We start from the raw sequence: 13,278 nt of genomic DNA, 5'->3' as shown, positions 1-13,278 counted from the left end.
CTCCTACAGGTAAATAGACAACTAAGCTTTTCTTACTTGTATTTTTATATTTTCAGCTCATAATCATTGGAACGAATGTGTTCCAACTCATCAGCATGTTCTTCCAACAAATAATAAATCGCTTCGCTCATTTCCCTTGGAGTTGTTCCTCTAGGGAAATATTGCCTTAATTTACTCGTTTCTAATTTCAATTTTTCCTTCTGGTTTGGTTTTTCTTCTGACAGTTCGTCATACATTAATTCTTCATCCAGCTGTTCGTCCTGTGCCACCTCCTTAAAAAACTTTGCCTGTGAAAGGCTGGGTGTTGCATCCAACTCTTCAATAATATTGAGTAATTGTTCTTGTTGTTCTTTACTTAAAAACGAAAGTTCATAAGCAGGATTAATTGCGATACGTTCTTCATCAACAAGATCCAATAACCCCTTATTGAGATAAGTTAATCGAATATAACGAAACACTTGTGTTCTACTCGTTCCTTTTTCATCAGCTATTAATTGAGCACTGTCTGTGTTGTACTTCGTACCAACTTGGTACGAAGTTGAATCATCAATAAATTTTCCTTGATGCTTAAGTGCTTCGTACTTCATTCGATAGGCAAATGCTAACTCACTCTTTAATAATTTTCTTCTGTGTAAATTGCTATCAACCATCATGATGACAGCTTCATCATCATCCAGATCAACAATTCTTATAGGTACATCACGAATTCCAGCAAGTTCACATGCTTTCATTCTTCTGTGCCCTGATATCACCTGATAACGATCATTGATGTTTCTTACTATCAGTGGTTCATCTACACCTCTTTCACTAATACTGTTTTGAAGATTCCTTAAATCTTCATCTATCCTCACCTGATATGGATGGTTCGGAAATTCATCAAGTTGGGATAGATCCACAACTTTGAATACATACTCCATATAATTCACTCTCCTAAATAAAAAAGAGCGAACACCCATCAATAAGGCATTCGCTCAAAAATTTTTCATATTTAATTTTAAAGACGATAACTGATATTTTATTACCAGTTAAGTCTATCAACTAATTTCACGAATAAACATGAACTATATAACAAAGAAGGAAAATTGCAGTAAAAATTGCACCTTTGATTTTAAAAATTTTAATTTGTAAGATTGCCATATAACAGGCACGCCACCTGTTTGAAACAAGGAGGAATCACAATGGCAACTTATTATCGAGATAAGCGTTTACCCAATCGTTTCTTGAAATGCAGATTGGATAAAAACTTAACACAAGAACAATTAGCTTACTATCTAGGATTAAAGCGTAGAGCTATTCTTAATTATGAAAAAGCAAATACTTATCCAAAGATGGAAACATTAATTGAAATGCATCGTTATTTAGATGTTTCATTAGACTATTTATTAGTACTTGATCCTTATAAAAATCACATTGAGTATACCAAAAATGTTCTAGGATTAACCGAATACTTCTTGCAGCTTCTAGAAAGCATCCAAAATGAAAAGATTTATCGTAAAATCAATGATTACATTCACTCACAATATGGAGAACAGTTATGAAAAGAAAAGTTATGCCTAATCGTTTAAAATATGCAAGGATAAATGCCGGATACTCCCAAAAAGATGTTTGTGATATATCTGGTTTTATTTCAAGAAATTCATTAGGTAACTGTGAAACAGGATATGAATATCCAGGAAATAAAGTACTGCACTTTTTACCTGGTTTATACAAAGTTTCACTAGATTATCTATTTTGCGAAGATTGTTACCCTACACATGATGATTTTGTAAAAGAAGTACTATTTCTAGATGATAAAAGCATCGAAATACTTAAAACCTTACGTAATCAAAAAGTTAAACTCGATGACTTTAAAGATTTTTTATTAAACTTAATCGAGGAGGATAAGGATTATGCCTATAAGAGAAAGAAAAAATAAAACAGGTATCGTATTTGATATTACAGTTAATGATGGCTATAAACTCGATGTTCATGGAAATAAAGTCCAAAACAGAAAATATAAGACATTTAAACCACCTAAAGATATGAGTATTCGAAAAGCCAGAAGCATTGCTCGTGAAATGGAACTAGAAATGCTTAGACAATTTGAAAGAAAAGAAAACTTAGGTAGCGAAAAGCAACTTATAGATGTATGGCAGTGGTATAAAAACTTTTATGCCCCTAACCGTTTAAGAGAATCTACAATCGATCTGATTACTCAGATCATGGAAAACAAAGTCATACCTGATCTAGGATTCATAAAAATCGGTGATTTTACAACAGCACGTATTACTCAATTTCTTAATGAAGTCGCTGTTATAAAAGATAAAGAAACAGGCAGACCACTTCGTCCTAAACAATACTATAAGGATAGTTATGTACGTGCAATTCATTCGACACTTAGTCGTATCTTCCAGGTAGCTATATCTCAAGGATGGATTAAAGAAAATCCATGTGAAAATGCAATCCGTCCTAAAAAGAATAAAACAGAAAAGAAGCCACCATTGGAACTTCATCAAATAAAGGATATAATTAAGAAAACCACAGAATTTACAGTACTCAATGCTGTTCTTCAATTTCAGATTTATACAGGCATGCGAATTGGTGAAACCTTAGCACTTACCTGGGATGATGTTGATTTTAAGAAAAGAACAATCAAAGTAAATAAAACTGTCAACATCATTAGTGGTAATATTTATGTTGGTCCACCAAAAACCGATAATGGTTTTAGAACTTTATATATATCTGATACACTTATGAACTTACTCAAACTCGTCAAGGAAGATCAGGATGAAAAGAAGAAAGCTTTATGTAATGTATATGAAGATCATAATCTAGTCTTTGCAGGTAATACTGGTAATTACATTAATCGTCATACTGTATCATCTAGACTTACTTCAATAAAAAAAGGAACGGACTATGAATACATAACCGTTCACTTCTTGCGTCATACGAATGCAACACTATTACTGATGAATGATGTTGATCTAAAGACTGTATCTGCTCATCTTGGTCATAGTGATATTAATATTACCGCTGATACATATACAGATGTATTACATGCTCGTCAGAAGTTCGTCGCCGATCTAGTTGACTTCAATTTAGAGGACGAAAACGACGAATAATACGCACTTCTCCGTTCAAAATCACGTATAAATCACGTATAAAACACTATTCCACAAAAAAAACCTCGATTTTATCGAGGTTTTTTCATCAAATTAACTATTCACCAACGTATGATAAGCATTAAAATATTTTAGCTTTAATAAGTACTTTTAAGTCTGCATTTAGCTTAAAATAGTTTTTAAATTCTTTTATTATTTTTATTTATATTAAATCTTAGTACCAAAATAGTACCATTAATTAAAATTGTATTAATTACTAAAAAGATTATAAAATCATTTTCAATCATTCAATATACTAAATACAGATTTTATAAATCGTCTTGCTTCATCATATGCGCTATCGTTAATATCTTTATATTTTATAAATGTTTTTTCTACCCAAACATTTCCATGTCCACCTACATTTGGAACAAATCTTTCAATTTCTCCACACTCCAAAATATAAACGCTATGTTCATTCAAAAAACTTTTTATCTGTTCGAACAAAGACATACAATTTCCCTGTGGCAATATACTTTTACCGCCACTTTTTAAAAGTTTAAAACTACTAATATTCTTTAGTAAGTCTTTTATATTTTTTGCTGTCGCATCAGACATATACTTTTCTTCATTAAACATTTCATTGATTTCACTTTTTATAATTTGTTGTGTCTTCACCTGAGAATTCATACCTTCTTCAAATTCTTCAATAAACTTATTATGCTCATTTTCTATTTTATTATAACAATCTGTCTCAATCGAATTAACTAATTGTTTTAAATTATCTTTATTATTTATCAAATCTATATCAGCAATAATAGAATAATTTATATTTAGTTTCTTTAATAATGGTATAACTTTTTTAAATTGATCTTTTCCTCCAACAGCACTAAACAAAGTATTTTGATATATTGTCAAATCCAAATTTTCCAATATTGCCGAATAAAATTTGCAATCACTTTCATTTTCACACATTACTAATCGATTATAAAACAATCCATCCAAAATATTCGTATATTTTAAATTCTTATCATTGGCTATTTCAGTAACACTTTCATTATCAATCAAATTAAATTTATTAGTATTTTCTAATCTATCGATCTTTATTATTTTTACTCTAGAAGAATCAGCTTCTAAAACGCCCTTAATAAAATCAATACTATGTGTTGAAATAATACATTGTTTTTCTTTAGATAAAGCTACTATATTTTTACCTAATAACCTTGCTTGTGGAGGATGCATAAATGTTTCTGGCTCATCTATTAAAAATAGTGAATTATCATTCACTATGAGTGAAGCCAAAATTGCAACTGCACTTCTTATACCATCTCCCTGAGCGTGTAAATCTTCCATATTCTTTAACATGTTAAAATTATCTCGCCTATTTAAATTAATAGCATCGATAATCTCTTGATTTTTTCCTATCTTGTATTTCTTTACAATTGTTCCGTCCAAATAATCTTCAAATGTATCAATTGATTTTTCAAATCCCATCTTTAACATTCTATTCAAGACATCAATCGCCTTTGAATCATTTTCAAGAACTTTCATAACATTTAAACTTCTATTGTCTACAACTCTATTAAACCAAATAGGTCTTGTTATATTTAAACGATTTTCTGTAGATAAAAAAGAAAAGAAAACCTTATAAAAATTTTTTTCATCTATTGTATCATTAAACGATGAATCGTTAAAACTATACATCTGATTTTCATCTAAAAAAATATTATAATTACCATAACTATCCCTACTAATATTTTTCTCAAAATAATTTCTGAGTTGACTACAAGAAAAATTTGAAGATTGATACACAACATCATCAATTATCACTTTAGATTTTGGCAAATTATTTAAATCATCCTTTAAATCTTTTAAAGTTCGACTTTTCCCCACATTATTAGCACCAACCAATAAAACTATATCATCATTTTTAAGCTCTATTGTAGTTCCATTATTAAACGTTATCTTTTCTATACAAAGAGATGGTATAATACTTTTTTGTTCCATATTTCTTAATCTCCTTTCATACTTTTCAAATATTTGTTATTTAATTTTCTATTAACAATAAATTATATGTATCAAATGTATTGTTCTAATAAGTATACAAAATAAAATATATCCATTTATAATTTTTTCATATTTTTTTATCAAAACAGTATCAAAAATCTATGATAACTACAAAATTCAAATTATATATACCTCTATTTTGAGTGCAGAGTATATCAATTATTTACTCATTAAATAATATAATGTTACTAAAAAGAAGTTAAATTAAGTAAATTATTAGAGTATCAATATATATAATTAATGATAATAATACTTAACTAACCATTTTTATAATTTTGAACTATTATATTAATATCTTCTAATATCTCTTAATCAATAATACCATCATCATTATTTTTGATATCAAATGCGCATAAGATTTTCCTATATTGAGTATCTCGCTTATCATCAAAATTTTTTAAATAATCCTTTACTGATTTTAAATCCATACTTCCATTCATGATAGCACAAACTATTGCTGTTGTTTTATTAGATCTGGAAATTTTAGTATCCTTCCAAACCTCTAGTGGCGTACTAAAGCTTTTTTTGCAATCTTGTGGAGCATTATTTACTAATGTTCTAATTTTATCAATTTGTTGTTTTTTAAGTTTTTCAATATTTCCAATATCATCACAAATTTTTGAGAAAGCATAGATTGGAAAATACTGATTACTTTGTATTGTTTGCTTATCTATTAATTTTAGTAATTGAGCATTTGATTCTTCAATTATTTGAAAATAATTTGCCATCATTTCAGATGTAGTTTGAAATTCATATTTGATAGTGTTTTTTGAGCCTAAAACTAAAACTTTATCTGAATTTTTTAAATTATCAAGATTTTCAGTAATAGAAACCTTAATATTTCCTCCTGCATAAATATCACGAACAACATTTTGAACTTTTCTAATATCCATTGCTGAAACCGGTAATACCAAATCCGCAAGTGCTTGATATAACGCAACAAAATTATCGGTCTTCAATTTATTAATTCTAATAGTCGGAAAACCTTCTATGTCTATATCATGCTCAACAACTTCAATATTTTTTGATTCTTCTTCATATTCAACTAATAAAAAATTGTCTCTGATCAATCTTGAGTTTTCTGTATTATAGTCTACATAAGAAAATATTGTTTTTAAAATATCTTTAATATTTTTATCTCCAATATTATAGCCGATAAAAATAATTGGATTATGTATAAATAATGAAAGTAATTGTGCTCGAATAAGTTCATACTTTTCTTCAAATTTGCTATAATCATTTTCTGTAATAATTATTTTATCAGGTACAGACACACAACCATGAATTTTATATACAGATCCATATGGATTACTAAGCAAAATATCATTTCCAATTAAAGGATTAAACGAAAATATTTCTTCTATCATTCTATCATAATTAGTAGTAATAATAGACCCAATATTTTTTCTGATTTTTTTTAACTCTGCTAATTCATTTTCAATGCCCTCTTTAAATGTAATTTCATTTAAAAGTTCTGCAATATAAAGTTTAAATCGGCTAACATTTACACCGTTCTTCATGTTTTCATAAAAAGTATCATTTACACTTTTAAATTTACCATTTCTATTTGATTGTAAATACTTATTAAAATCAATTTCTAAACGAGTAGCCATTTTAGAAAAATCACAACCACTTGAATTCATACATTCAGATTTAATATCTAGATAATATTCCTCATTAGGATTAAATTCATATGCAACCTTCTTTAGCAAATCTTCCCAACTAAATGCAGTTGATAAATATCTAAGACTCAATCCAGTTCCAATAAACATTATTGGATGATTTCTAAATTTTTTTACAAATTCTTGAACATTCATAGTTATCCCTCATCATAAAACAGTACAATATTATTTGTTTAATTCCATTTTCAAATCATATAGCATATTTTCGTTACGTAATATATCTCACCATAACTTATAAAGTTTATTAAATGATGCAAATCACAACCAATTCCGTTATTTTCTACAGCTAGCTTCATAAATTATATCTTCTATCTCCCTTAAACAATAATTTAAATATTTTTTATATCATTACTCCAAAAGTGAATTGCTATCCAATCCATTTGACGCAATAAATTATTATTTTTTATATCTCTTTTAATATTCTCTTCTATCTTTTCTATCCAATATAACTTATTATTTTTTAATTTTTCTTTATTTTTATAAAAATCTTTTCCGTGCCAAAACTCACCATCAATAAAAATTGCAATTCTATATTTAACCAACACCATATCTGGTGTCCCCGGCATTTTTTTATAATTCAATCGATACCTATATCCCTTATGCCATAGAGCTTTTGCAAGAACTAATTCTATTTTGCTTTTCTTATTGTTCAATGCCTTCATACGTTTTGAAATTTCTGGTGTAGTATTTAACTTTTGATGTTTCATTTATATAAACACCCTCACACAAACTATACAATCGAATATTTTTAAAACACATAAAATCTAATCTTTATGGTTATAAAATTTTTTTACATTAGATGCTATTTATTTCTCAAAGCAAATTTATCTTTAACTTTTACTAAATCTTTTATTAAAAATATATATTTATCATATTCAGAGATCTCCATATACTTTATTTAGTCTTGAATTAACCACATTTTGAACTTCTTCTCTTGTCATTGTATCAAGCAAAATCACTCCACCAAGACAATTCAAATATCTATTAGCTTCAACAAAATGATATCTTCCAATTTTTTCTCCTTTTTCTTTACGAAAACTTATACAATCCATAACCCCCAATGCGAGAGATTTATTGGACATAAAATTACTTGATGACAATAATATTACGTTGGAAGGAAATGCACTTTCTGTAATTAAATCGATTGCCTTATAATGATATAAATTCTTGTTATCATACAACAAATAACCAGCCCACCATAAGCGAGATAAACAATTTATAAAACAACTTCTTTTTGTTCCACGTAGGAAAAGAAATGAGTTTAATATTTTTCTATCATTTCCAGATTTAAGCGCTGCCGCTCTTCTATATTTTACATACTTCCAAAATTGGCTAAATAGCATACCAGCCCATAATCGTTCGTCTAAAGCATTTGCCGGATTCAATTCTTTTAATGCCTCATAAAGAATTTCTATATTTTTTCTATCAGATACATTAAAATTTTCATCATAATTTAATTCAAAATCTTTGCATTGAATTTTAGATTCTTTAATCCATCCATTTTCATTAAACTTTTCTAAAAACCATTCATTAGTTTCATCACTAAAGTGATTTTTATAAGTTGAAAAATTCATCTTTATATCATCTATTGCTGCTTGATCCAAATACATTAATCTCATTAAAATCACATCCTTTCACTACAAGAATCTAATTCTTTAAAACTTCTGAAAATAGGATCTGCAAATATAGACTGACAGATGGCCAGTAAAGTATCATTTTCTATAGTAAGGTCATCCAATTTTAGTTTATTATTTTCTAAAATTGAATTAATAACTTGAAACCAATGACGTGATTTATAATCTTCATCATCTTTATTCACATGCATTCTTTGTAAGACAATTATTAAAGCTGGAAATAAAATTAAGCTAAAAGCTGTTGCTTTGTATGTATTCTTACCTAGTCTAGCATATAATTCATACACCTCTTCAGATAACCCAACCATAATATAATTATCATTATCAGTATTTACAGTTAAACTTCCTTTTTTATTATTTGTTTTAATAATTTGTAATACTGAAGGTAATGATTCTAAATCTCTATCATCTTTATTAAGAATAAAATCTTTTCCTGTACCAATTGCAATTATCTGATGTGCTGAAAGATTAAATGTTTGACCAGAATAATCTGGATGAAAATCAACTGACTCAAAATTATTTATATCTTGGGTTAGAATAACAAATGTCCTTATTTCAATTGTTTTTGCAAGATCAACAGAACTTAATTTAAATTCTATTTCATTCTCAGTTGAACTAAATTTCATACGATAACATGTAGACGGACATTCAACATGAACTATGTATTGTGCTTTGTCATTTTTTATTAACTCTTCAATCTCTTTATTTTTCAAATGAAATCTAATTTTCCCGTATATTTCGCTAAATTGTGTAATCATATCATATTCAGCATCAAATGAAGAATTTACATAATCGTCTCCGTAATTATCAAGTATTGGATATGGTGACAATCTACTTTTTACGCGCATAATAATCCACCTCCATCATACAATATTCATCAAATTCAACTTTTACTTCTACCTTTAAATTTTCACCTTTTTCTAAATTAGATAAAAAAATCTTATTATCTTGAATAGAAGTTATATTCACATTTCCACTCAAAACTTTTGCATTAATTAGAGGTAATTCAAAATCACTTTGTTCGCCTGAAAGTGTGAATTCTAATTTAGCCTCTGATGTTTTCGAAGGAACAATAAAATTTAAATTGTAAATTCCGGATTTTGCATTAGTACATATCAATCTTTTCTTTACCGGTACTTTTTTTAACTTCATTTCAGTACTGTTTTTACCTTCTAATACTTCTTCTCCATCTGGATTTGGGACTGGCTTCAGTCCAGGAGCAGGCGGAGTAGAACCACCAGGTGGAACTGGAGCAGGATATCCTGGTTTGTCACCATTCTCATTATCATCATTTACATCATAATCCCAATCTTCCTCTATTGCATCAACATTTTTCGATTTTTCTTTAGATGGCTCTATCGTTCTTCCTTCTAAACTTTTAATTCTTGTACTCATTTCATCCTTTTGCAGTTTTTCTTCCTCTTCATCAGTAGCTTTATCAGGTAGAAAATCACTTGCCCCTAATGCATCCATTGAACTAGATGTTACTTTTCCAAATAAATCTTTTACTGTTTCTCTTAAATACTTTCTAAGCCCTAGCAATATATTATTAAATTTTTTTTCTTGACCGCGGACACGACCAGGTTCCCAAGCATCATGTGAAGGCACCTCCATCTTCTTAAAGGCTTCATTCATATTATCGCCTTCTATAACTAATACACCTGTAAAATCAATGCTACCACTTATACGATTTTGCTCTAAAATTCTCATTCCAGCTCTTCTAGTAATCATTATTTTTCTGTTTAGTCCTTCGTCTTCTTTTAAATATAAAGTACATTCACCATCTTTAAATCCAAATTGTTTTCCGTATTTTGTTGAATCAAGTTTAATTACTTTTACCTTTGGATCATGTGATGTTAAAATATGATAATATTCTAATAAAGCCTTGATTTCTTCACTCTCGTATGGATTCAATTTACTCATATATTTAGGTAATGTTGACGAATCAATAATTTTATCTTGTATTCTCACAACAAGTTTTTTATTTACCAATGATACCAAAAAATCCACTAATACCGCTTTTATAAAAGTATCTTCAAAATTATCTGTATTATGCATACCTAATATATAAATATCAGTTCCACTATCAACTCTATTATAATTGATATCAAATTCTGCCAGCTCATTAATAGCTACAAATCGTTTATCCTCTGAATAATATCCTACACCTGTTGTCCAATCACCAGGTGCCTTATCTTCAAATGAAACTAGTTTCGCAACACCAAAATTTGACAATAAACCATGAACATCTTTGGATGAATAGAAAACAGTTCTTAGATCTGAACATGCAAATGCAGCAGATTTTCCAATCCCAAAACTACCTCCTGACCCATGACCTTTATTAGAAGATCCACTTTCCTTAACCAATCGACTCCAATTAGTCCCCTTTTCACATGTATCAGATCCTTCGAGCCCTTTAGTTTTATGATCACTGATTCTCAATACTCTTATTTTTGATTGAGATAATATATCTTCTGCATTTAGAAAAAAATTATAAGCATCTGGCTCATTTCGATTACTTTTTTTGCATTTGTTAATTGCTTTTTGAAGTTCCTCTACATCTGGGATATTCTCTCTAAAAACATTAAATTGTACAAATTCCACCTCTACTGGTTCTGTACATCCATCTATTGCTGCATCTAATGAATTTTGTATAATCTCTCTAACTAATGATCTATTCATATTAGCAGTAAATGTTTCTATACCGGCATCATTAATCCCTACTATTGTAGAATTTTGATTTGATAAAAATCGCCATTGTTTCATTATTTCACCCCACTATAATTCAAATTTCTTATTTCTAGTTTTTGTTTGATATTTAGATTTTGTCTCTTTTAGTTCAGCTTCAATAGCGGAAAAAATCTTTTTTACGTCTTCTTCATCATATTCATAATTCGATTTATTAGCACAATTACCAAGAAGCCGAATTTGATCAATTATTTTATTAGTTCTATTCTCTGCCACTCTTTTAAAACGCTCAATTTTCTCTTTTTCAGTTGCCATACACATGTCATTCCTCATATCTTTCTATTATATTTGTATTTTATATTTAAAATATATAAATAATATGTATATTTGTCAATATATATTGACAATATTTTTCATATATTGTTAAAATTATAAAAAATTCTGTAATTTAGATAATCGTCTGATTGTGACTATCTTTTTTACAGATTTTTTTAAAACTACTTATAAACAATGATAAATACAATATAATTTAGCAAATGATATTATTTGTTATTAATTAATTTTATTAAATCATCAATCTCCATGACGGCATCACGTCTTCTATGCAACATTCTATGACAATTAGAACACACACATATCAAATCTGTCTTCGGATTTACCTCTATCTCTTCGGCAGATTCATATAGTGGTTTTATATGATGAACTTCAATAAACCCTTTTCCTACCTCTCCATATGTCTTTTCAAAATCAAAACCACAAATTTCACATTTTGTACCATGCAATTCAATAGCCTTTTTTCTTATTTTTGGATTTCTTTCATATTTTGTGGTATAAATTTTTTGTTTTTTTCCCTCAATTATTTTTTTACTACTGACTCTTGTAGCCAATTTTCTTGTCCATTAATTATCAATTTGCTAATATAGTCATCTTTTTTATCACTTTGTATTACTTTTTTCCATTGAATCGGACAATAAATGCTATCTAGTGGTTGTACACCATCAATCAAATCATTAATCCAACGGAAATCAACTTCATCTTGTGTAAGTATTAATCTTGATTTATAATTTTCAACAATATTCTCTCCCTTTTTTTTCTCTAACAATTTCTAGCCCATCAATAGAACTGCTAGGTACTACCAATCCAATATATTTAAAGTCATAATTTACACAAATCATCATCTCTCTCAAATAAAAATAATGGAAATTGTTTTTCATGATTTTTTATATTATCAAATAAATATTTTAGCTTTAGATTTCCTTTATGCTTTGTATCACTTAGACTTGATGCTATCGCATTATCACCATAATATATTACTTCATTTTTCTTATAATCTACAAAATCATTCCAAGAATTGTTTTCATGAGTAATATTCAACACAACATATGCTGTTCTTTTGTTTATGTTATTTTTAGAACGCATACCGCCTGTATTTCCAACTCCCATCAACTTTGATAGTATTTCACCGCTGAGGTTCCCTTGATTTCCACTCTTAAAAATTACACCCGGAATTAATTTTAATTTTGTTGATTTAAAGTTTTCTTTATGATAACAAATTTCTTCAAAAGGCACATAATTATTCGCCATATCATCATCTCCATCTACACGTTTAATCAATTCAACCAATAATAATCATCATATTATATATAACATTCTTAATTCTTTAGATTTAAATTTTTACAAATCATTTGATGTAGTGCATACTTCTTGAATTATTTCTTCTATCTCATTAATACAGTATGCCAAATAACTTTTTACATCATCACTCCAAAAATGAATTGGAATCCAATCAATTTGTCTCAGCAAATTATCATTTTTTATGTCTCTTTGAATGTTTTCCTCAATCTTTTCAATCCAATAATCCTTATTGTTTTTCAATTTTTCTTTTGTTTTTTCGAAATCTTTCCCATGCCAAAATTCACCATCAACAAATATTGCTATCTTATATTTTGTTAGTGCTATATCAGGGGTTCCAGGTAATTTTTTATAATTCAGTCGATAATGATATCCTTTATGCCATAAAGCTTTTGCAAGCACAGATTCCACCTTGCTTTTCTTATGGCTCAATGCTTTCATACGTTTTGAAACTTCTGGTGTAGTTTTTAATTCTTTATGCTTCATGTTCATCAC

At 28.3% G+C, this 13,278-nt stretch carries 15 protein-coding genes; 3 read left to right on the top strand and 12 right to left on the bottom strand.

Features of this window, described 5'->3' with window-relative positions:
* Positions 1–44: 44 nt before the first annotated feature.
* The gene (locus ACGHJ8_RS01535) at positions 45–917 is read right to left on the bottom strand and encodes a ParB/RepB/Spo0J family partition protein (RefSeq protein ID WP_191340680.1); all 873 of its coding nucleotides are present in this window, start codon (positions 915–917) and stop codon (positions 45–47) included.
* 261 nt (positions 918–1,178) lie between these two features.
* Between ACGHJ8_RS01535 and ACGHJ8_RS01530 the strand changes: the two genes are divergently transcribed.
* Genes ACGHJ8_RS01530 through ACGHJ8_RS01520 form a run of 3 tightly spaced genes read left to right on the top strand, consistent with a single transcriptional unit; the run spans position 1,179 to position 3,101 of the window.
* On the top strand, positions 1,179–1,538 hold the full coding sequence (locus ACGHJ8_RS01530) for a helix-turn-helix transcriptional regulator (protein ID WP_191340681.1): 360 nt from the start codon (positions 1,179–1,181) through the stop codon (positions 1,536–1,538).
* On the top strand, positions 1,535–1,915 hold the full coding sequence (locus tag ACGHJ8_RS01525) for a helix-turn-helix transcriptional regulator (RefSeq protein WP_191340682.1): 381 nt from the start codon (positions 1,535–1,537) through the stop codon (positions 1,913–1,915). Before ACGHJ8_RS01530 ends, ACGHJ8_RS01525 begins: the two co-directional genes overlap by 4 nt.
* A complete protein-coding gene (locus ACGHJ8_RS01520; RefSeq protein ID WP_390541301.1) occupies positions 1,890–3,101 on the top strand; it encodes a tyrosine-type recombinase/integrase in 1,212 nt (403 codons plus the stop codon). Before ACGHJ8_RS01525 ends, ACGHJ8_RS01520 begins: the two co-directional genes overlap by 26 nt.
* Positions 3,102–3,380: 279 nt before the next feature.
* Here ACGHJ8_RS01520 and ACGHJ8_RS01515 read toward each other — a convergent pair whose 3' ends face one another.
* The 11 genes from ACGHJ8_RS01515 to ACGHJ8_RS01465 all read right to left on the bottom strand — a co-directional run bounded on the left by ACGHJ8_RS01515 (position 3,381) and on the right by ACGHJ8_RS01465 (position 13,269).
* Entirely contained in the window at positions 3,381–5,087 is a 1,707-nt protein-coding gene (locus tag ACGHJ8_RS01515) for an ATP-dependent endonuclease (protein WP_390541299.1), read from the bottom strand.
* Between the two features lie 368 nt (positions 5,088–5,455).
* Positions 5,456–6,964 carry an SIR2 family protein gene (locus ACGHJ8_RS01510; RefSeq protein WP_390541297.1) on the bottom strand — a complete coding sequence of 503 codons (1,509 nt, stop codon included), beginning with the start codon at positions 6,962–6,964 and terminating at the stop codon, positions 5,456–5,458.
* Between the two features lie 194 nt (positions 6,965–7,158).
* Entirely contained in the window at positions 7,159–7,536 is a 378-nt protein-coding gene (locus ACGHJ8_RS01505; protein WP_390541295.1) for a very short patch repair endonuclease, read from the bottom strand.
* A 168-nt stretch (positions 7,537–7,704) separates the two neighbouring features.
* Complete coding sequence (locus tag ACGHJ8_RS01500) at positions 7,705–8,448, bottom strand: DUF6339 family protein (protein ID WP_390541293.1); 744 nt, start codon at positions 8,446–8,448, stop codon at positions 7,705–7,707.
* 5 nt (positions 8,449–8,453) lie between these two features.
* Positions 8,454–9,311 (bottom strand): hypothetical protein, encoded by an 858-nt coding sequence (locus ACGHJ8_RS01495; RefSeq protein ID WP_390541291.1) that lies wholly within the window; start codon positions 9,309–9,311, stop codon positions 8,454–8,456.
* Complete coding sequence (locus ACGHJ8_RS01490; RefSeq protein ID WP_390541289.1) at positions 9,295–11,229, bottom strand: hypothetical protein; 1,935 nt, start codon at positions 11,227–11,229, stop codon at positions 9,295–9,297. Before ACGHJ8_RS01490 ends, ACGHJ8_RS01495 begins: the two co-directional genes overlap by 17 nt.
* Positions 11,230–11,241: 12 nt before the next feature.
* Complete coding sequence (locus ACGHJ8_RS01485; protein WP_390541287.1) at positions 11,242–11,466, bottom strand: hypothetical protein; 225 nt, start codon at positions 11,464–11,466, stop codon at positions 11,242–11,244.
* A gap of 227 nt (positions 11,467–11,693) precedes the next feature.
* A complete protein-coding gene (locus tag ACGHJ8_RS01480) occupies positions 11,694–12,038 on the bottom strand; it encodes an HNH endonuclease (protein ID WP_390541285.1) in 345 nt (114 codons plus the stop codon).
* Positions 12,008–12,253, bottom strand: coding sequence for a hypothetical protein (locus tag ACGHJ8_RS01475; RefSeq protein ID WP_390541283.1), 246 nt, complete (start codon positions 12,251–12,253; stop codon positions 12,008–12,010). Before ACGHJ8_RS01475 ends, ACGHJ8_RS01480 begins: the two co-directional genes overlap by 31 nt.
* Positions 12,254–12,306: 53 nt before the next feature.
* Positions 12,307–12,735, bottom strand: a complete 429-nt coding sequence (locus tag ACGHJ8_RS01470; RefSeq protein ID WP_390541281.1) for a hypothetical protein — start codon at positions 12,733–12,735, stop codon at positions 12,307–12,309.
* Positions 12,736–12,825: 90 nt separating this feature from the next.
* The gene (locus ACGHJ8_RS01465; protein WP_390541279.1) at positions 12,826–13,269 is read right to left on the bottom strand and encodes a very short patch repair endonuclease; all 444 of its coding nucleotides are present in this window, start codon (positions 13,267–13,269) and stop codon (positions 12,826–12,828) included.
* Between the last annotated feature and the right edge of the window lie 9 nt (positions 13,270–13,278).

Source organism: Massiliimicrobium timonense, assembly GCF_042850985.1.
In the GTDB taxonomy this organism is placed as follows: Bacteria; Bacillota_I; Bacilli_A; order Erysipelotrichales; family Coprobacillaceae; genus Allocoprobacillus.
The sequence above is the reverse complement of the archived record's forward strand: the minus strand, read 5'-3'. Positions and strand labels throughout refer to the sequence as shown.

Coding starts and splice junctions, on each gene's coding strand:
- ACGHJ8_RS01535 (WP_191340680.1), bottom strand. CDS start 917: ATGGAGTATGTATTCAAAGTTGTGGATCTATCCCAACTTGATGAATTT.
- ACGHJ8_RS01500 (WP_390541293.1), bottom strand. CDS start 8,448: ATGAGATTAATGTATTTGGATCAAGCAGCAATAGATGATATAAAGATG.
- ACGHJ8_RS01470 (WP_390541281.1), bottom strand. CDS start 12,735: ATGGCGAATAATTATGTGCCTTTTGAAGAAATTTGTTATCATAAAGAA.
- ACGHJ8_RS01485 (WP_390541287.1), bottom strand. CDS start 11,466: ATGGCAACTGAAAAAGAGAAAATTGAGCGTTTTAAAAGAGTGGCAGAG.
- ACGHJ8_RS01510 (WP_390541297.1), bottom strand. CDS start 6,964: ATGAATGTTCAAGAATTTGTAAAAAAATTTAGAAATCATCCAATAATG.
- ACGHJ8_RS01495 (WP_390541291.1), bottom strand. CDS start 9,311: ATGCGCGTAAAAAGTAGATTGTCACCATATCCAATACTTGATAATTAC.
- ACGHJ8_RS01530 (WP_191340681.1), top strand. CDS start 1,179: ATGGCAACTTATTATCGAGATAAGCGTTTACCCAATCGTTTCTTGAAA.
- ACGHJ8_RS01525 (WP_191340682.1), top strand. CDS start 1,535: ATGAAAAGAAAAGTTATGCCTAATCGTTTAAAATATGCAAGGATAAAT.
- ACGHJ8_RS01515 (WP_390541299.1), bottom strand. CDS start 5,087: ATGGAACAAAAAAGTATTATACCATCTCTTTGTATAGAAAAGATAACG.
- ACGHJ8_RS01505 (WP_390541295.1), bottom strand. CDS start 7,536: ATGAAACATCAAAAGTTAAATACTACACCAGAAATTTCAAAACGTATG.
- ACGHJ8_RS01490 (WP_390541289.1), bottom strand. CDS start 11,229: ATGAAACAATGGCGATTTTTATCAAATCAAAATTCTACAATAGTAGGG.
- ACGHJ8_RS01465 (WP_390541279.1), bottom strand. CDS start 13,269: ATGAAGCATAAAGAATTAAAAACTACACCAGAAGTTTCAAAACGTATG.
- ACGHJ8_RS01520 (WP_390541301.1), top strand. CDS start 1,890: ATGCCTATAAGAGAAAGAAAAAATAAAACAGGTATCGTATTTGATATT.